This is a genomic window from Dyadobacter chenwenxiniae (assembly GCF_022869785.1).
Lineage (GTDB): Bacteria > Bacteroidota > Bacteroidia > Cytophagales > Spirosomataceae > Dyadobacter > Dyadobacter chenwenxiniae.
Genome location: NZ_CP094997.1, coordinates 4,688,566 through 4,707,697, shown reverse-complemented (window position 1 = coordinate 4,707,697; position 19,132 = coordinate 4,688,566). Strand labels below are relative to the sequence as shown.

Sequence of the window (19,132 nt, the reverse complement as noted above, 5' to 3'; positions counted from 1 at the left end):
ACGATGGGACGTTTTGAAAATTGAAAAAATTGGTGGGTATAAAGTTTTACCACGTAGGTAAAAGATAATTATGCGGTCCGGGGGGACCTGAATCGAAAAGGCGTAGTATGAAGAACAGTATGTATGCCGTTGTCGTTCATTGACTTGCTAATGCGTCTAAGAGGCTGCAAATTTTGAAAAAAAAATTGTCACTCCAAAGAAACAGAAGATATATTTTTATGGTTCGTTTTTGAATAAACTTTTTACTACTTACCCGCTTGCGTTTTGGACAAAACCGAGGCGTATAAATCTTAAAAAATGGCTTTCATGTCAGCAATCAGCACAGACGACCTTTTGAACGGATATATAAATGGGATTTTCCCAATGGCCGAAGCAGACGGGACCATTTATTGGTATTCGCCGAATCCGAGGGCCATTATTCCAATTGACACATACAAGCCTTCCAGATCCCTGCGGCCTGTTTTAAATAAAAAATACTTTGAAATAAGGGTTAACCGGGATTTTGAAGGTGTAATGCGTGGCTGTTCGGCACCACGGGCAACAGAGCAGGGAACGTGGATCTCAGAGGAAATTATAGCTTCCTATACGGCCTTGCATGAACTTGGATATGCACATAGCGTAGAAGCATATCGCGAAAATAAGCTGGTAGGAGGGCTTTATGGTGTTTCGATCAATGGCGTTTTCTTCGGGGAATCGATGTTTTCCTATGAAAGTAATGCTTCGAAAGTTGCTTTCCATTACTTGATACAAATCCTCCGGATGAACCGGTTTGTTTTGCTGGATACACAGTTTATCAATGATAATGTGCTGCGATACGGCGCCATAGAAATCCCACGTGACGAATATCTCGACCAGCTGCAACAAGCATTAAAATCGAAAAGGAGGTTTAATGGTAATGTGCTGGAAGACATTCTTTGAATAATTTTCTACTTTTAGGCTCAGATTTCAGACTTGGGAGCACCGGATGGCTCGCGTCCCGTTCAAGCAATATTTCAAAGTGTCAAAACCAATACTCGTAGTAAAATTCGGGACTGCTTCTATAACCCTGCCTTCCGGTGAACCTGATGTCAGGATCATTTCAGAAATAGCGCGTCAGGTTTCAACGATCCATTCTCAATACAGGATTATCATTGTTTCCTCCGGTGCTGTTGGTGCAGGGAAGGCTTATATTCAGGATTACAAAGGCACGATGACGCAGCGGAAAGCAGCTGCATCGGTTGGAAATCCACTTTTGGTGGGCTTATATGCGACATATTTCGCTCCTAATAAGATCTACATTGCCCAAAGTCTTTGCGAAAGACAGCATTTTGCAAACCGGGCCAAGTTCCTTCAATTAAAGGAAACGTTCGAGGAATTGTGGGAAAACAACATTATTCCGATCGTAAACGAGAACGACGTTGTGAGTGACCGTGAACTAAAATTCTCGGATAATGATGAACTGGCAACATTATTAGCAGTGGGTTTTGGAGCAGAGTCTTTAATGTTCTGCACGTCGGTAGGCGGTTTACTCGATGAGCACGGGAATATTCTCAGGAACGTATCCAATGTAAATGAGGTTTTCAAATTCGTAAGGACGGATAAATCCTTTCTCGGTTTGGGCGGAATGGCCTCGAAACTAACATTCGCCAAACTGGCCGCTAGAATGGCTATTAAGGTCGTTATTTTCGGCATGAAGCAGGAAAACGAATTGCTGGAAGCATTGAATGGGAACGCCGGAACGCTCATTAGTCCGGGGAAAAGCACACTTTCAGCCCGAAACAGGTGGTTAGGCAGCGGCGGGTTGGTTTCCGGAAGCTTGCAGATTGATGAAGGCGCTTCCAAAGCATTGTTGAAAAGAAAAAGCTTGCTCGCAGTGGGCGTTGTAGAAGTAACCGGCGATTTTGAGGCTGGTGAAATTATTGAAATTTATTCTCCGTTGGAGGAAATGATCGCAGTGGCCCGCGCCAGAGAAACTTCGGCTGCCATCCGCGCAAATATGAAAACAGTGAATTTTGAAGTGGCGCATGCCAACGATATCGTACTATTATAATGGAATCCATTTTACCTCTATTAGAACAAACTCAAAAGGCATCAGCCGCTGTCCGGAATTTGTCGGGTCAGCAGCGGTCAGACCTTTTGCTGAGTCTTGCGGATAAGGTTTTGGCCAATGTTGCCAACATTATCGCCGAGAATAAGAAAGACCTTGATGTGATGGACGACGCCGATCCGAAAAAAGACCGGTTGTTGCTGAATGAACAAAGAATTCAGGGCCTGGCACAAAGTCTCCGCGATGTCGCCGCACTGCCCGATCCGAGTGGTCAGGTAATTTTGGAGCGTACCATTGAGCAAGGTTTGTCTTTGCGTAAAATAGCGGTTCCGCTGGGTGTCGTTGGTGTGATTTATGAATCCAGGCCAAATGTCACATTGGATGTTGCATCGCTCTGCCTGCGTTCCGGCAATGCCTGTGTCCTAAAAGGAGGTAAGGAGGCGCATTTTTCCAATTTATTCTTGGTTGGACTGATCCACAAAACATTGGCTGAATTTGACATTAATTCCGAGGCAGTCATGTTGCTGCCTACTGACAGGAAGTTTGTCACAGAATTGCTCACTGCAACCAAATTTGTTGACATTATCATTCCAAGGGGATCTGAAAGCCTTATCAAATTTGTACGTGAAAATTCGCTCGTTCCTACGATTGAAACAGGAGCGGGGGTTTGTCATACATATGTTGAAAAAACAGGCGATCTGGAAAAAGCAGCCGCAATCGTGGTGAATGCCAAGGTTTCGCGGCCATCTGTCTGCAATTCGCTGGATACGATATTGCTGGATAAGGAAATTGCTTCGGAGCTCTTGCCAAAACTGAAGGCGGATTTCATTAAATGGAATGTCGAGGTTTTTGCTGATGAAACGTCTTATGCTATTTTGGAAAAAGACGGTTACCCCATGCTGCAACATGCGGAGGAGAAGGATTTCGGAAGAGAATTTTTAGACTATAAATGCTCTGTAAAAGTCGTTGACGGACTGGATGAAGCGTTGGATCATATACGGGCACATTCTTCCAGACATTCCGAGGCGATTATTTCAAAGGACGAAGGTAAAATCGAGCGGTTTTTGAGAGAAGTGGATGCTGCGGCGGTTTATGCCAATGCGTCAACACGTTTCACAGACGGCGCTGTTTTCGCATTAGGAGCGGAAATTGGCATATCCACACAAAAACTGCACGCGCGCGGACCGTTCGCACTCGAAAAGCTCGTAACTGAAAAATGGATTGTTAAAGGTGACGGACAGGTAAGATGGTAAGTGCATTGGAAAATATACAAACATTAACAAATGAGGCGATTGCGCTGCTGAAAAGCCTGATCGAGACGCCATCGTTTAGCAGGGAGGAGGAAAATACTGCGCAGCTGATTGCCAATTATTTTGAAGAGAAAAACATTCCTTTTCAGCAAAAAAAGAACAATCTGTGGGCTTATAATCGCCATTTCGATAAAAGGAAACCGACATTACTTTTAAATTCTCATCACGACACGGTTAAGCCAAACAAATCCTGGACGCTGGATCCGTTCAAGGCCATTTTGGAGGGGGATAAGCTGTTTGGTTTGGGCAGCAATGATGCGGGCGGATGCCTGGTTTCGCTGATTGCTACATTCTGCTATTTCTACGACAAGGCCGACCTTGCCTATAACATTGCCATCGCCACGACTGCGGAAGAGGAAATTTCAGGAAAAGAAGGATTAGAAATCGTTGTTCCGGAATTGCCTGATATCGCATTTGCCATTGTCGGTGAACCTACCGAAATGCAGTTAGCTGTCGCAGAAAAAGGTCTGCTGGTTTTAGACTGCACGGCAAAAGGGAAATCCGGACATGCTGCGCGCGAGGAAGGTGAAAATGCCATTTACAAAGCACTAAAAGACATTAATCGGATTCAGGAATACAAGTTTCCGAAGGTTTCGCCCACATTAGGACCGATAAAAATGTCCGTGACGATCATTAATGCAGGGACGCAGCACAATGTTGTTCCCGATGCTTGTAATTTTACCATTGACGTCCGGGTAACCGATCAATATACTTTGGAAGAGGTAATTGAGGTGATTCAAGCCAATATAGAGTCCGAGGTTGCTGCGAGATCAATTCGGCTGCGCCCGTCGAGCATTCCTATGGATCATCCGATAGTTTTGGAAGGATTGAAATTGGGAAGAGAAGCATATGGCTCGCCCACCACTTCTGACCAGGCATTGCTCGATTGCCCCTCGCTAAAAATGGGCCCCGGACATTCCAGACGTTCTCATAGTGCGGATGAATTTATCTATCTTCATGAAATCGAGGCGGGAATCAAGCAGTATATAACCATGCTCGAAGGTGTTTTGAAACCTTAAAAATTCCGCATTTCCAAACGCTAATAAGCGATCATATGCGATTTTATACAGAAGAGGACGTGCAAGATTTCGGGTCAGTGAAGTTTTTGTATATCAAAACCTCCTTATCCAATCACATCTTCACCATCACGCTCAGCCGTCCCGAAAAACGCAATGCTTTCACGCCGACTATGGCGGAGGAAATCATTTTCGCATTGGCCTACGCAAATTATAATAACAAAGTACGCTGCCTGATCATCAATGCCGAAGGGTCTGTCTTCTGCGCAGGAGCTGATCTGAATGCTTTTCATGACACTTCTGCAAATACTAAAAATTCAACATTGCCGGCGATCAGAGAAGAAGCGAAGTTAGGCGACGCTTTTAATGAAGTTTACAAACCAACCATTGCGCAGGTTGAAGGGCCTGTTTTAGCAGGCGGATTTCTAATAATTTGCGGCTGTACATTCGTTTTTAGTGTAAATGATGCAGTTTTCAGCTTGCCGGAAGTCAAACGCGGAATCTGGCCAATGCAAGTTATGGCTTCACTCAGTCGGGTTATTTCCGCGAGGAAGATTTTGGAAATGTGCATTACAGGCAAAAGCTATAACGCTGAGGAAGCGCTTGAATTGGGCTTGTTAACCCACATTACAGAAACAGAAAGCATTAAAAATGAAGTTCAGACAATGGCTGCGCAAATCGCTCAAAATGCTCCTTACGCGATCCAGCAAGGCATGAAGGCATTTCAAAAATTGAAGCAGATCCCGGAGAGTGAAAAGCACAGCTTTTTAAAAGCGGAATTGGATCAAATTCTCGCTTCCGAAGATGCAAAAGAGGGAGTACAGGCTTTTAAAGAGAAAAGAAGCCCGAACTGGAAAGGGAGATGATAATTAATGCTGCTATCTAGGAATCAGCTTTTTAATTACCCGGAACAATTTCAATTTCCTCTCCGTATCGGTTGTGGAATTTAAAATCGACCACGCCCAAAGAAGTGTCTTTGATCAGCTTCACCCACGTTTTATAGTGGAAAAGCCATTTTACTTGCTCGGAAATTAATCCCTTTGTAAAATAAGAATGCAGGAATGGATGAAGAGAAATGGTAATTCCACGTTCATTTTGCTTGGTAAGAATGTAATCCAGATTATTCGCGATCACATCAGAAACCAGGATGCTCGCTTGAATCGTGCCCGTTCCGCCACAAGTCGGGCATGTTTCGCGGGTTACAATGTTCATTTCAGGTCTTACGCGCTGACGTGTAATTTGCAGCAGACCAAATTTCGAAAGCGGCAGAATAGTGTACTTGGAGCGGTCACCTTTCATTTCGTCGCGCATCGTATCAAAAAGAACGCGTTTGTTTTCCGCTTTCTTCATATCGATAAAATCGACAACGATAATTCCCCCCATATCGCGAAGCCGCAATTGACGGGCAATTTCTTTGGCTGCTTCGAGGTTGACGCTCAATGCAGTCGCTTCCTGATCTTCTTCTGAGTTGGACTTATTACCGCTGTTTACGTCGATAACGTGCAATGCCTCAGTATGTTCAATGATCAGATAACCACCATTCGGCAAGCTAACAGAACGTCCGAATAACGATTTAATCTGTTTTTCAAGACCGAATTGTTCAAAGAGCTTATTCTTGCCATTGTGCAGTTTCAGGATGTTCTCCCTATCCGGCGCAATGTTGTGAATGTAAGCCTTAATGTCGTCGTAAACCTCTTTGGAATCAACCGTAATGCTGTCGAATGATTCATTCAGCATATCGCGAATGATGGAAGAAGCACGGTTCATTTCACCTATGACACGATCACGCGGTTTGGCATCGCGCAATGTTTTGATCCCGTTTTCCCATTTGTCCAGGCAATCTTGCAAATCCTTGTTCAGCTCATCCACATCTTTCCCTGTTGCAACAGTCCGGATAATGACACCGAAGTTGGCAGGCTTGATAGAAGACATCAGACGCTGCAGACGATTTCGCTCCTGCTTGTCAGTAATCTTTTTGGAAAGGTTTACAGAATTTGAAAAAGGGACCAGTACAATGTAACGGCCGGCAATCGAAATATCGCAGGAAAGTCTCGGGCCTTTTGTAGAAATAGGCTCCTTAACGATCTGAACAAGAATAGGTTGGTTTTTTGAAAGGACTTTGTCAATCTTACCCAGCTTTTCAATTTCGGGCTCCATTTTGAAGTTATTCAACTTCCCGGAAGTCTGACGCTTGGATATTACGTCCTTCGTTAATTTGTTGAGAGAGTTAATATTAGGCCCAAGATCGAGATAATGCAGAAACGCATCTTTTTCAAAACCGACATCAACAAACGCGGCATTAAGCCCCGCTACAAGCTTCCTGACTGTCCCGAGATAGATATCCCCCACAGTAAAGCTTTGATCCGGTGTTTCGACGTGATATTCTAAAAGACGTTTATCCTGCAAAAGGGCTATACGTTCTCCCTTTTGAGTAGAATTGATTAGTAATTCGTTACTCAATGTTCAACCAACTAAATGGCTATATAATGTTGATACTTAACCTCCGCTTTCAGATTGAAAGGGGCAATACATACGAGGGGAAGAAGGCATGACCGGACTTTTATTAAAATCCGGTCATGATATATTATTTCTTCTTATGTCTGTTTTTTCTAAGTCTTTTCTTTCTCTTGTGAGTGGAAATCTTATGTCTCTTTCTTTTTTTTCCGCAAGGCATGTTTTATGTCGTTTAAAATAAAAATTGATTTTCTTTTCTGCTTATCAATTGTTCAGACGACCTTCCAATTCGCCAATCGCTTGCTGGATTACAGGATCTTTCTCTTCCTTTTTAACTTCGGAAAGGACTTTGCGGGCCTCTTCCTTGTTTCCCAGTTCCACGAGCGTCAGTCCTAAATAGAATTTCGCTTTTGTATTGGCCGGATTATTGGTCAAAATCTGTCTGAACCTGTCGGCAGCTTTTGAATATTGGTTAGATCTCATGGACAAGATCCCTAAATTGAACAATGCCAATTCGTTGGTAGGATCGGTGTCAATCACTTCGCGCAACATTAAAATTCCCTGCATTGGGTTTTCTGTGTTCACGTAAGTCATTGCCATGTTGGCTTTGGCAGCTAACAGGCCAGGATTCTGATCAAGTGCTTTCTGGTAGTATTCGCGGGTTTTTGCTCCAAGGTTTTTGGCTTTCTGATCATCAATGGCAAAACCGTAAGCTTCGTAATAACGATCGCCGGTCCTGACAAGATTTTCAATGCTTGGAGACAAAAGAGCTGCTTTTTCAGCATAAAATGCTGCGCTATCAAACTTTTGCAACTGTGCGAACTTATCTGATAACTTCAAGCCCGCAGCCGCTTTGTCTTTATCGCCCGCCTGCTCGAAGCCACTTCTCAGCTGATCTACAATTTTTTGCTGATCAGGCGAAATGGTGGCCTTGTCATGCGATTGAACGGAAGAGTCCGGGGCAGCTACTGTTGCAGCTGCCTGGGACTGGCTTCTCTCTTTGCCCACTTCTTTTCCCTTTGTATTTACAACGACCTTGGGAAGGCTGAAAAGCGTTCCTACAAGAGCAACTGCAAGCACACAAGAAAGAAGAATGGACTTTTTCATACGTTTATAACCTCAAACCTTTTCAGGTAAATTACTTTTCAGCGACAGCTTTCAATTTGTCACTTTCCTTTACCTGCTCAACAAAAACTTTTGCAGGCTTGAAGCTTGGTACAAAGTGCTCGTCAATGATCATTGAAGTTCCCTTCGAAATATTACGGGCAACTTTACGCGCACGTTTTTTATTGATGAAACTACCAAAACCTCTTACATAAAGGTTCTCTCCCTCAGAAAGTGAGTCCTTTACCACGGTGAAGAACGATTCGAGCGTTTGCTGAACATCGCCCTTGTCTACACCTGTTTTCTCAGAAATCTGTGCGATTACGTCTGCCTTAGTCACTTTGATTGTTTACTTTAAGTGGATATTATTTCATTTATTTACTTACTCCTCTAAATTTTGGGAACACAAAGGTACGCTAATTTTACCAAGATTTAAAAGGAAGGCGTTTTCATTTTTTTTCTAATTGGTTAAATAACAGCGTACATAAGTGCAAACATTATGATATCGGATCATTTACAGGCAATTGATTTTAACAAAAAACTAAAATCCTGGTATCTCAATAACCACCGCCCTTTACTTTGGAGACAAACGACAGACCCCTATAAAATATGGTTGTCTGAAATCATTTTACAACAAACCAGGGTCGCCCAGGGAACGCCTTATTATCAGAAATTTCTGGACAATTATCCTACGGTTTTTGACCTTGCTAATGCCGATGAACGCGATGTGCTCCGACTCTGGCAAGGCCTGGGTTATTATTCCAGGGCCCGGAATATGCACTTTACAGCGCGCCAGATCGTCAATGAATTTGGTGGCAAATTCCCCGAAACTGCATTATCGCTTTCAAAATTAAAGGGTTTAGGACATTATACCGCAGCAGCCATTGCTTCTTTCGCATTTAATGAGGCGATTGCGGCGATTGACGGGAATGTTTACCGGGTCATGTCGCGCATCTTCGGGATCAAGTCGGATATGCTTAGCAATGAGGGGAAAAAGGAGTTTGCCAAAGTTGCGAAAACGCTCATTTCACAGGAAGATCCGGCGACATATAACCAGGCAATGATCGAGTTCGGGGCGCTTCAATGTGTGCCTGTTTCGCCGAACTGCAGCATTTGTCCTTTTAATGACAGTTGTTACGCCTATGCATTCAATGTGCAGAACGAGCTTCCGGTGAAAGCAAAAAAGATGAAAGTAAAGAAACGGTTTTTGAATTATTTTATCATTGAGCAGGATGGTAAGCTGGCGATGCAGGAACGCAGCACGAAAGATATCTGGAAAGGCCTCTATGATTTTTTTCTCGTCGAATCCGCCGCTCATGTCGATTCGCCGGAAGATTTGGCCCACAATGCAATGTTACTGGCATTGCTAACAAAAGGGAAGATCCGTCAGGTGCCGAAATCATACATTCATTTGCTAACCCATCAAAAACTCCACGTGCAATTCTGGTGGGTCACTATTCCAGAAAATGAGCCGTTTGATTTACCTGCTGAATTTTATTTTTTCTCAAAAAGTGAGGTTGAGGAGCTTCCAAAGCCGATTCTGATTGACACAGTTTTGAAAGAGGAAAAATATTTGTGACCAGTTCAAAATGTTTCCGTCTAAATGTTTTTTAAACTTCATCAAGTGCAAGGAATTGTATTTTAAGTAATATATTTTTGTACTAAACACGTAAAACGGAAAGGTTATGACAAGTTTTAGTTTAAATGCAAATCAGATCAAGACATTCAATGAAGATGGTTACCTGGTTGTGAAAGGGTTGTTTTCAAAAGAAGAAACGGATAAATTATATCAGACTGCGGTTGAGAATTCGGTGATGCAGAAGAATGCGATGGATCTCAATGATCAGTCTGGCAAGAAGACGAAGCTCTCGCTGTGGTTTACGCCCGGTGATGATGTTTTTGGCTATCTGATCAGGAGTGAAAGAATGGTCAATTCGGTTTGGCAGTTGCTGGGGCAGGAAAGTCCGGTTTGCCATTTTCATACCAAATTAATGCAGAAAGAGCCGAAAGTGGGCGGCGCCTGGGAGTGGCATCAGGATTATGGATATTGGTATAAAAATCAATTTATTTACCCCGACCAGTTAATGAGCGTAATGATCGCTTTGACTCCTGCTAATAAGGAAAACGGCTGCTTGCAAGTGATTAAAGGTTCGCATAAAATGGGCCGCGTTAATCACGGTTTTGCGGGTGAGCAGGTGGGTGCGGACATGGAAATGGTTAATCACGCGCTTAAAACAATGGAACTTGTCTATTGCGAGATCGAACCGGGCGATGCCTTATTTTTTCACAGCAACCTCATGCACAGGTCGGAAGCCAATTTATCAGATCATCCAAGATGGTCGTTGATCTCGTGTTACAACTCGCAATCTAACATTGCCTACGCCGAAACTTCCACGTCATGGCGGGTTCCGGTGTCAATTGTTCCGGATAGGGCGCTTCTGGAATGGGATGCTTCCTCATTCGGTAATGTTGACTTTTTGAAGAAAGAAGACGATCCCGCCTTGAAAACGACCGGCTGGGAAAGTGAAGTGAAAACGAATTGATTTGGCAATAGGCTTTCGGCGATCGGCTTTTTTATAACATTATTAAATATTTTTTATGCAGAAAATTGCAATGTTAGGTTCCGGTTTTATCGGACGATTTTATGCTGAATCCATTCATGGACAGCGGGGCCGGGATAGGGTTGTTGCAATTTACGCGCGACGGGATGAAAGCGCCCAAAAGTTCGCAAAGGATTACGGCTGCGATTTTTGGTCAACTAATATGGAAGAAGTGATTGCCCATCCGGATGTGAATATGGTGTGCATTGCATTGCCTAACAACATTCATGAAGAAGCAGTTTTGCTTTGTGCAAAGCATAAAAAGGCAGTTGTTTCCACCAAACCTTTGGGACGTAACGGGGCCGAAGCATTGCGCATGATGAAAGCAGCCGAGGAAGCCGGGATTTTCGCCGGTTATCTGGAAGATCTTTGTTACACACCTAAATTCCTGAAATCACTGGAAAGCGTGAAAAACGGCTCATTAGGAAGGATAATTTGGGCAAAATCCCGCGAAGCGCACCCGGGCCCGCATAGCGAATGGTTTTGGGACATTGAGCAAGCCGGAGGCGGCTGCATTCTGGATCTGGGCTGTCATTGCATTGAAATATCACGCAATTTTATTGGAAAGGACATTAAGCCCGTTGAAGTCATGTGCTGGGCAGATACGCAGGTGAAACCCATTGATGCAGAGGATCATGCGATCGCATTGGTCAAATACGAAAACGGCGCGATAGGACAGTTTGAAGTGAGCTGGACTTTTCGCGGCGGCATGGACTTACGCGATGAAGTAATGGGAACGGAGGGCACGATCTGGATCAATAATTTCCTGAGAACCGGTTTTGAAATGTTCACCACAGGTCAGAATGCGGAAGGAAAAGGAGAGGATTATGTGGCCGAGAAAGCCGAAAGCAACACGGGCTGGCTGTTTCCGGTGGGTGACGAGGTGAATGACTTAGGTTATAACCATATGTTTACCGATATGTTTAATGCAGTGGAAAATAGCAGTGAGCCGGCGGAAACTTTTTATGACGGTTACATTGTGAATGCGGTCATTGATGCAGCTTACAAATCGGCGAAAACCAAGCTTTGGGAAAAAGTAGAGCTTCCTGTTTGGCGGGGCAGGGAAGGTGTGACCAAGCCGTCCAATTACACGTCTTATAATGAAGATTATTATTTGATCAAACAGGAAATGACGCACGACGGCCGGAATAAATTAATTCTTAAACATAAAATTACCGGCAAAATCAGCGAACAGGATGTTTAAAAGTGCTTTTACATCTGTATCTTTAAATTTAAGTCTATAAATCATCCACAAATAGAAATCATGGCAGGAAGTGTTAACAAGGTCATTTTAATAGGCAATCTGGGCAGCGACCCGGAAGTGAGATATCTGGAAAGCGGCTCAGCAGTTGCTAAGTTCAACATTGCCACCACAGAGTCATACACCAACAAAAGCGGCGAACGCGTCGATAATACAGAATGGCACCGCATTGAGCTTTGGGAAGGATTAGCCAAAGTCGCTGAGAAATATTTGAAAAAAGGCAATCAGGTCTACATTGAAGGTCGAATCCGCACCGATAGCTGGACGGACAAGGAAGGTCAGCAAAGAACGGGCGTTACGATCCGTGCGAACAGCATGACATTGCTAGGCGGTCCCGCTGGCTCCGGAGGCGGCGGAGAAGGAAATAATGGCGGTTATGCGCAGCAATCTTCTGCACCACGTTCAGGCCAGGCACCAAGATCATCGGACCCGATCCCGCCGTCACTGGCAGCTGGTAATGATGATGACGACCTGCCGTTCTGATTATTTACAACATTCAGTAAATTCTGCTCAAAAGTATTTATTTCAGGTTTGAGAGCACACTGGAATAATATTTTTGAGCAGAATCGCTACATTTATTCAAACGAGAGTTTATTGCAAACTTTTCCAGACCTTTTCGTGAAAGAAACAGCAGACAGCGACGATCCTCTTGCCCGAACGCGTACGGGGATTTCCGTCCCCCAAAGATGTACGCAAACCTTATTTGCAGGAGTCATTATACCCACTGATTTCCTTGCGCCCTACGACCTGATTCTCGTAATATTTCTCTTCCTGATTTCCCTTTTCCTTTCCGGCGTCCGTGCTGCATATGCTGCCTCAGGTGCATTAGAAAATCCCTGGGAAAGAAAAAGTGACACCGAAAGCACACTTCCTAATCGCATACAGCAGCTTGCCCTTTCGCTGATCCAGCGCGGAATTACGATGCTAGCATTAATTCTAGCCGCCAGAATTGCCTGGATCCACATTCAGGATGATCCGAACAATATTTACCGCTGGGTTTCGATTGGCTGTCTGGCATTATGGATCTGGCTGGATGCTATGGTGCGTTACCACAGCGCGAGAAGAGCATTGGAGTTTATTCCCAAAATTGCGGGCGTTACCAATTTCCTGATTAAAATATGCCAGCCGCTTGCGCAGCCCATTATGAAGCTGGGCTATTCTTTTGGCGTGCTTACGCCCGAAGGTGCTGAAATCACAACCGAAAGACTCGAAGCAAAAGCAGAAAGCGAAGAAGAAACGGATCTTTTACGCGGATTGGCCAATTTCAGACAGACCAGTTCGAAAAAGGCCATGCAGGCCCGATTGCACATTACAGCATTTGATATAGAACTGGATTTTCATGAACTAATGGACAAGATCAATAAGTCGGGCTACTCTCGCGTGCCGGTTTATCGGGATGATCTGGATCATATCGAAGGGATTTTGAATGTGAAGGATTTGCTTCCGCACATTCATCTGGACGAACATTTCAATTGGCAAAAACTCCTGCGGCCCGTTTATTTCATTCCAGAAAGTAAGCACCTGGACGATCTGATGAAGGATTTCCAGAACCGCCGTGTGCATATGGCCATCGTCGTGGACGAATACGGCGGAACAAGCGGGTTAATCACACTGGAGGACATCATTGAAGAAATTTTTGGTGATATCAATGATGAATATGACGACGACGAGGAAGTGAATTATACCCAGGTTGATGATAACACTTATGTTTTCGAAGGAAAAGTGTCAATCAGCGATCTTTGTCGCCTTCTGAACCTGGAAACGGACTATTTTGACGAAGTAAGGGGCAATAATGAATCATTAGCAGGACTACTGCTGGAATTGTTTTCGAGGTTACCACGCACAGGAGAAATGGCGACGCACAGGGAAGTGACATTCAAAGTGCAATCGGCTGATAAGAAGCGTATTAAGAAGGTTAGAGTGCTAGTTAGCTAGCTTATTGGCCCTTTGGAACTGCTTTTGAAAAATATCTTATTTCATACAATTCCTGGTTCTTGCCGGACAAATAAGGCTTTTGTGACATTTTCAGAACCATAATCTTGTCGTTCAGATCCAGGATTTTATAGCCTGTCAGCATTTTGCCCGTAGAATCGGTGTAAAGAAGGGAGTCGGCTGACACGAGCTGATAACGCGATTTTCGATATTCTCCTTTTCTTCTTTCGAACAATGTTCCATCGGCTCGGTAATCAAAGTAGGACCAATGTGCGTCCTTTGTGTTATTGGTAAAACTGAAACCATTTACATAATTCGAAATGGAATCAGTCCTCCATAAACCTACAATGTCTTTTTCACGGGACGAGCATCCCGTAGAAAAGACAAGCAGGCAGATCAATAAAAATCCTTTGTTGATCAAAACTTAATAGTTGCTATTCTGAATTAAAACGCCGTTACTCAAATCCACCTCGCGCTGCGGCAACGGGAAATAGTAATGTTTTGGTTTAACGAAATTACGGCTGGGCTTATTCGGGCCGCGGTTGATCTTATAATGTGCTACAATGTCAATCAGTCCGGCTTTGTCCCAGCGCATCAGATCCTGATGTCTTTCGTTTTCGCCAGCTAGCTCTACGCGCCTTTCGTGCATAATGTTTTTCATCGTTGCACCTGTGATAGCAGCCAGTCCCGCACGTTTTCTAACCACATTCAATTCCGCATCACCATTAGCCCCCGAGCGAATTTTTGCCTCAGCTGCTAATAAATATACATCCGCAGTTCTTAAAAAAGGAGCATTTAAACTTTGGCTCATATCGCCATTTTCAGCGAATGTCGTGTATTTTTTGAATGCATAACCCGTCACCCGCGTCATTTTCACCTCGAATGTCTCTACGCCAGCCTCATTGCGATCCACTTTATCGCCCGGGCTGAAAATGGAAGATGTTTTACGCGTATCGCCTTTCTCAAATTCCTGTACAAGATCCGCGATCGGCTCATGGAAACCCCATCCGCCAAATGCCTGCGGCGTGTGGTAAAAAGTAGGGGAGTTATCTGCCGTCCAGCCGGTTTCGTATTGCAGGGAAAACAAGATTTCAGGATTGTTTTCTGTCGCAAGTTCAAAATTCTGGTTAAATCCGGTTGCCAGTTTATAAGCAGCATTGGAAGTCACCTTTGTGCTTGCCTCAATCGCTTTTGCCCATTGCTCCTGGTAAACATATAATTTGGTCAAAAATCCGTAAGCTGAACCTTGCGTAACGCGGCCCGCATCGCCGTCTGGATGAGAGACCGGCAGCAGTGAAGCAGCTTTCAGGAAATCAGCCTCCGCTTGTGCGCGCACTTCCGCCAATGTTGATTTTGGCTTATTGAAATTCAATGCTAGTGCATCCTCTTCAAGCAAGATCGGCACTTCGCCATAGATCAGCGAAAGTCTCCAATATATAAAACCTCTCAAAAAATAGGCTTCTCCCATGCTGCGGTTACGCAATGTCTCATCCATATCGACCTTTGGCGCGTTGATCAGCACAGCGTTGGCCCTTGAAATGACTTCATACTTGGTTTTCCACGTAGCCAGAATGTGCGAGTTGGAAGCGTCAAAAGTGAACATTTCCAAAGCCGTTTCATCCGAGTGGTCACCCGCACGGTTCATGTCATCCGAGCAGTTGTCGAATGTGTATTCCGTATGTGCAAAGCCATCCTCCTCCAATAGTGGTGCGTAAACAGCATTCACAGCCGCCACCACATCGTCACCACTTCGCCAATATTGTTGGGAAGTAACCTGGCCGTAAGGCGTTGTTTCGAGTAAATCGTCACAACCCGTGAGCATTGCAAGCAGTATATAGCCGGATAGAATTGTTATCTTTTTCATAAATGAATTCTTTCGATATTAGTCTGAGTGGGTTTTAGAAAGAAATGGTGGCACCGATCGTCCACGTGCGGGCCAGCGGATATTGCGCATAATCCACATTCAGCTGATTGTACGAGCCACTAGTGCCAACATATCCCAATTCCGGGTTCAAGCCAGAGTATTTCGTGAATGTCAATAAATTTTGGCCAGTCACATAAATTCGCGCCTGCGACATTTTCAGCTTGCTGATCGCATTCTTTGGAATGGCATATCCAAGGGTCATGTTTTTCAAACGCAGATAATCCCCTTTTTCAACGAAGAGATCAGAAGGCCTGAAATTGCGATTCGCATTGTTAATGCTCATACGCGGGATGGTGTTGCTCGAACCTTCGCCGTTCCAGCTATTCAAAGCATCGGCGTAGAGGTTGAACGGATAACTTGCGTCCAGGCCTTGCATACGGTCAGCATTGTAAATTGAAACGCCGCCTACGCCCACGAAAAATAATGTAAAGTCAAATCCTTTATAATTCGCGCCGGCAGAAAAACCGTAATTGATTTTTGGTTGTGGGCTGCCAATGATCGTCCTGTCCTCGTCGTCCACAATGCCGTCTTTATTCAAATCCACGAAACGCACATCGCCTGGTACGATCTGTCCGTCGGTGCGGCGCGGATCGTTTGTAATGTTTGCATCGCCATCAATCTCGCTGGCGTTCTGATAAATTCCATCCGTTTTATAACCGTAAAAAGTACCATATGGGTGTCCTTCATAGGTTCTGACGATTTCCTGTTGTCCTCTTCCATATAATTGCGTCGCAAGGAAGCCGCCCGGTGTGGCTAGTTTAGTAATTTTGTTTTTAATAAAAGTCGCATTACCACTCACATTGAATGTCACCGCACCAACTGTATGTTTATAAGAAGCTTCGAGCTCTAAACCCTGGTTCCTGAGCTGTCCCACATTCTGGTCCGGAATGGTCGCGCTGCCAATAGTGCCGACCGATGGCGGCGCCAGCAGCATTTTCTTGGTGTCTTTGATAAAATAATTGGCAGAGAAATAAAGGCTGTTTTTAAACAAACCTGCTTCCAATCCGAAGTTGCTCATTTCCGCTGTTTCCCATCCAATGTTCAGGTTTGCCAGCCTGCTTTGCGCAGCGCCCGAAACCTGATTTTGAACACCGCCGTTGCCAAATGCATAACGGAAAGTGGAGTTGATCAAAGCCAGATATTGCAGGGAAGCAACATTCTGGTTACCCAATTGTCCCCAGCCGCCCGTCAGCTTGAAATTGCTGAACATAGGCAATGCATTTTTGAAAAAAGTCTCTTCTGAAAGTCTCCAACCCAAAGAAAACGCTGGGAAAACGCCCCACTGATTACCGGGAGCAAATTTGGAAGATCCGTCACTCCGCATGGTTGCCGTAAAGAGATAACGGTCATTGAAAGAATAATTCACCCTGCCAAACCACGATCCAAGCGCATCATAGCTGCGCCCGCCGTTGCCACCATTCGCCAAAGGCACCGAAACGATGATCCCCGCATACTGCATGTAACGCAACGAAGGGTCTTCACTGGCAAACTCGCGTCCCCACTGATTGGCATAAATGCTTTTGAATGTCTGCGAAGTATAACCGCCCACCACACTGAGCGAATTTTTTCCAAAAGCCTTGTCGTAAGAAAGGAAATATTCCTGCAAGAAGGACCACGTTTTATCACGGCCAACGCTCAACTGATTGTAGGAATTCTTGCGGAACTGGTCGTTAACCTTGATATCAAATGTCTGGCTGTCTGAAAACGTAGCGTCCATGGCCAGGTTTGTACGCAATTTCAATCCGTTTACAATTTCAAGTTCACCAGTCAGATTGCCGAGAAAGCGGTTTCGTATATTGTTTTTGTCCTGGGTATCAACAGTAAAAATAGGATTGTTCAAGTCTCCGAAAGCACCCAATCCGTCCGTTGATCCATATGAACCATTGGCATTACGGATCGGCAAACCAGGATGGAAGCGGATAGCGGTGAACAGTAGGCCTGTTTGTGAAGATTGCGTGTCCGGACCTGAATTATGCGTGTTGGTATACTGGAAATTCTGACCGATTTTAATCCGCGAACCCACTTTATGGTCCGAATTGATCCTGAATGTATACCGCGTATAGTTTGATTTGCCGATTATTCCATCCTCATTGTAATAACCTCCAGAAATCGCAAAAGTTGAATATTTTCCGCCACCGCGCAGCGACGCGTCGTAATTGCGGGTAACGCCCTGCTTTAAAAGTTCTTCCTGCCAGTTGGTCAGTTGGTTCTGATATTGTTTGTCTTCCCAAATTGCCGGAATATCTAAGTCGTCATTGGTGTATGCCTTTTGCTTCATTTTTGCCAAATCAGGCGCTGTGAGCACATCTAGGGATTTGATCCGGTTTGTCACGCCCACATAAGCATTTACCGTAACGGACAAAGGCGCGTCGAATTTTCCGCGTTTTGTGGTTACGAGAATAACGCCATTTGCAGCCCGCGTTCCGTAAATCGCAGAGGCAGATGCATCTTTCAGAATTTCAATGGATTCAATGTCATTCGGGTTCACATCATTCATGTTGCCGGACGGGATTCCGTCGATGACAACCAGTGGCGAAGAGTTGTTAACCGTTCCAAAGCCGCGGATCTGAATAGAACCAGCGTCACCAGGAGCGCCACCATTACGGACAATGTTGACACCCGCAGCACGGCCCTGCAGTGCTTGTTGCGCACCACCGGAAGGCAGATTTTGAAAATCAGCGCCTTTAACAGACGACACCGCGCCCGTAACGTCTTTCTTTTCCTGCGTTCCATAACCTACTACAACCACTTCTTTGAGCGCGCTTACATCAGGAGCGAGCGTAACATTGATAATATCCTTATCCACAACCACTTCCTGGCTGACATAACCGATAAAAGAGAATTTCAATGTTGCATTTTGATCGGGCACAGCAATGCGGAACTCGCCGTTTTCATTGGTCGATGTTCCCTGCTGGGTGCCTACCAACAAAATGTTTACGCCAGGAAGGCCAGCGCCCTTTTCGTCCAGCACTTTTCCCGTAATGTTACGCTCCGCTGTGATTTCTAGGTTTTGCGATGTTTGTGCGTTCCCGGTCGGAGCTTGGGGCTTTTTTCTGAGCAGGATCCGCGAGTTTCCCACCACTTCATAAGACACATTCAGCGGCGTCAGCAATTGGTCCAAAACCTTATTCAACGAGCCCTTAACCTCTTTCAGATTTGTATTTTGAGAACCCTGAATGCTCGATGTGCTGTATACGAACTTCACGTCCGCCTGCTTTTCGATCATTTGGAGCACTTTTTTCACTTCCAGCGACTCCACTTTAAGGGAAATCTCCTTATTGAGCAGTTCCTGCCCGTGAAGTGTGTGCGCGAAAGAAATTCCGCAGCATAGGATGGCAATAATCAGTTGTTTAGCCGTAGTACTCATGACCTTGTAAACAACCCTTTTGAGGGGTATTTTTTTATGCATATTTTTAAAGGTTTTTGTGAACGCAAATGCAAAGACAAACAATGAAACTGTTGGTAACAACAGCGTAATGGTGGCGGTGATGTTCGAGCATCATCG

Annotated in this window: 16 protein-coding genes; 10 read left to right on the top strand and 6 right to left on the bottom strand. The window is 44.7% G+C overall.

Annotation, left to right across the window (positions count from 1 at the left end; genetic code table 11):
- The first annotated feature begins 306 nt into the window (after window positions 1–306).
- The 5 genes from aat to MUK70_RS19985 all read left to right on the top strand — a co-directional run bounded on the left by aat (window position 307) and on the right by MUK70_RS19985 (window position 5,218).
- Window positions 307–918 carry a leucyl/phenylalanyl-tRNA--protein transferase gene (gene aat, locus MUK70_RS20005; RefSeq protein WP_234654853.1) on the top strand — a complete coding sequence of 204 codons (612 nt, stop codon included), beginning with the start codon at window positions 307–309 and terminating at the stop codon, window positions 916–918.
- A gap of 79 nt (window positions 919–997) precedes the next feature.
- Window positions 998–2,029: a glutamate 5-kinase gene (proB, locus tag MUK70_RS20000; protein WP_234607771.1), complete on the top strand. Its 1,032-nt coding sequence runs from the start codon at window positions 998–1,000 to the stop codon at window positions 2,027–2,029.
- On the top strand, window positions 2,029–3,279 hold the full coding sequence (locus tag MUK70_RS19995; RefSeq protein WP_234654851.1) for a glutamate-5-semialdehyde dehydrogenase: 1,251 nt from the start codon (window positions 2,029–2,031) through the stop codon (window positions 3,277–3,279). Before proB ends, MUK70_RS19995 begins: the two co-directional genes overlap by 1 nt.
- Complete coding sequence (locus MUK70_RS19990; protein WP_234654849.1) at window positions 3,273–4,355, top strand: M20 family metallo-hydrolase; 1,083 nt, start codon at window positions 3,273–3,275, stop codon at window positions 4,353–4,355. The genes MUK70_RS19995 and MUK70_RS19990 overlap by 7 nt, the downstream gene beginning before the upstream one ends.
- 35 nt (window positions 4,356–4,390) lie before the next feature.
- Window positions 4,391–5,218, top strand: coding sequence for an enoyl-CoA hydratase/isomerase family protein (locus tag MUK70_RS19985; protein WP_234654847.1), 828 nt, complete (start codon window positions 4,391–4,393; stop codon window positions 5,216–5,218).
- A gap of 31 nt (window positions 5,219–5,249) precedes the next feature.
- Here the strand turns inward: MUK70_RS19985 and MUK70_RS19980 are convergent, their stop codons facing one another.
- The 3 genes from MUK70_RS19980 to MUK70_RS19970 form a co-directional block, all read right to left on the bottom strand.
- The gene (locus MUK70_RS19980; RefSeq protein WP_234607767.1) at window positions 5,250–6,812 is read right to left on the bottom strand and encodes an Rne/Rng family ribonuclease; all 1,563 of its coding nucleotides are present in this window, start codon (window positions 6,810–6,812) and stop codon (window positions 5,250–5,252) included.
- 258 nt (window positions 6,813–7,070) lie between these two features.
- A complete protein-coding gene (locus MUK70_RS19975; protein WP_234654846.1) occupies window positions 7,071–7,913 on the bottom strand; it encodes a tetratricopeptide repeat protein in 843 nt (280 codons plus the stop codon).
- A 31-nt stretch (window positions 7,914–7,944) separates the two neighbouring features.
- On the bottom strand, window positions 7,945–8,250 hold the full coding sequence (locus MUK70_RS19970) for an HU family DNA-binding protein (protein ID WP_026631310.1): 306 nt from the start codon (window positions 8,248–8,250) through the stop codon (window positions 7,945–7,947).
- A 159-nt stretch (window positions 8,251–8,409) separates the two neighbouring features.
- Between MUK70_RS19970 and mutY the strand changes: the two genes are divergently transcribed.
- From mutY to MUK70_RS19945, 5 genes are all read left to right on the top strand, one after another.
- The gene (gene mutY, locus MUK70_RS19965) at window positions 8,410–9,489 is read left to right on the top strand and encodes an A/G-specific adenine glycosylase (protein ID WP_234654844.1); all 1,080 of its coding nucleotides are present in this window, start codon (window positions 8,410–8,412) and stop codon (window positions 9,487–9,489) included.
- Between the two features lie 106 nt (window positions 9,490–9,595).
- Window positions 9,596–10,453 (top strand): phytanoyl-CoA dioxygenase family protein, encoded by an 858-nt coding sequence (locus MUK70_RS19960; RefSeq protein ID WP_234607764.1) that lies wholly within the window; start codon window positions 9,596–9,598, stop codon window positions 10,451–10,453.
- 55 nt (window positions 10,454–10,508) lie between these two features.
- Window positions 10,509–11,714: a Gfo/Idh/MocA family protein gene (locus MUK70_RS19955; RefSeq protein WP_234654843.1), complete on the top strand. Its 1,206-nt coding sequence runs from the start codon at window positions 10,509–10,511 to the stop codon at window positions 11,712–11,714.
- 60 nt (window positions 11,715–11,774) lie between these two features.
- Window positions 11,775–12,254 (top strand): single-stranded DNA-binding protein, encoded by a 480-nt coding sequence (locus tag MUK70_RS19950; protein WP_234654841.1) that lies wholly within the window; start codon window positions 11,775–11,777, stop codon window positions 12,252–12,254.
- 111 nt (window positions 12,255–12,365) lie between these two features.
- Window positions 12,366–13,706, top strand: a complete 1,341-nt coding sequence (locus MUK70_RS19945; protein ID WP_234654839.1) for a transporter associated domain-containing protein — start codon at window positions 12,366–12,368, stop codon at window positions 13,704–13,706.
- Between the two features lies 1 nt (window position 13,707).
- Here MUK70_RS19945 and MUK70_RS19940 read toward each other — a convergent pair whose 3' ends face one another.
- Genes MUK70_RS19940 through MUK70_RS19930 form a run of 3 tightly spaced genes read right to left on the bottom strand, consistent with a single transcriptional unit; the run spans window position 13,708 to window position 19,036 of the window.
- Window positions 13,708–14,124, bottom strand: coding sequence for a hypothetical protein (locus tag MUK70_RS19940; protein ID WP_234654837.1), 417 nt, complete (start codon window positions 14,122–14,124; stop codon window positions 13,708–13,710).
- A 3-nt stretch (window positions 14,125–14,127) separates the two neighbouring features.
- Window positions 14,128–15,567, bottom strand: a complete 1,440-nt coding sequence (locus MUK70_RS19935) for a RagB/SusD family nutrient uptake outer membrane protein (protein WP_234654835.1) — start codon at window positions 15,565–15,567, stop codon at window positions 14,128–14,130.
- A gap of 34 nt (window positions 15,568–15,601) precedes the next feature.
- Window positions 15,602–19,036 carry a TonB-dependent receptor gene (locus tag MUK70_RS19930; RefSeq protein WP_234654833.1) on the bottom strand — a complete coding sequence of 1,145 codons (3,435 nt, stop codon included), beginning with the start codon at window positions 19,034–19,036 and terminating at the stop codon, window positions 15,602–15,604.
- Window positions 19,037–19,132 lie beyond the last annotated feature (96 nt).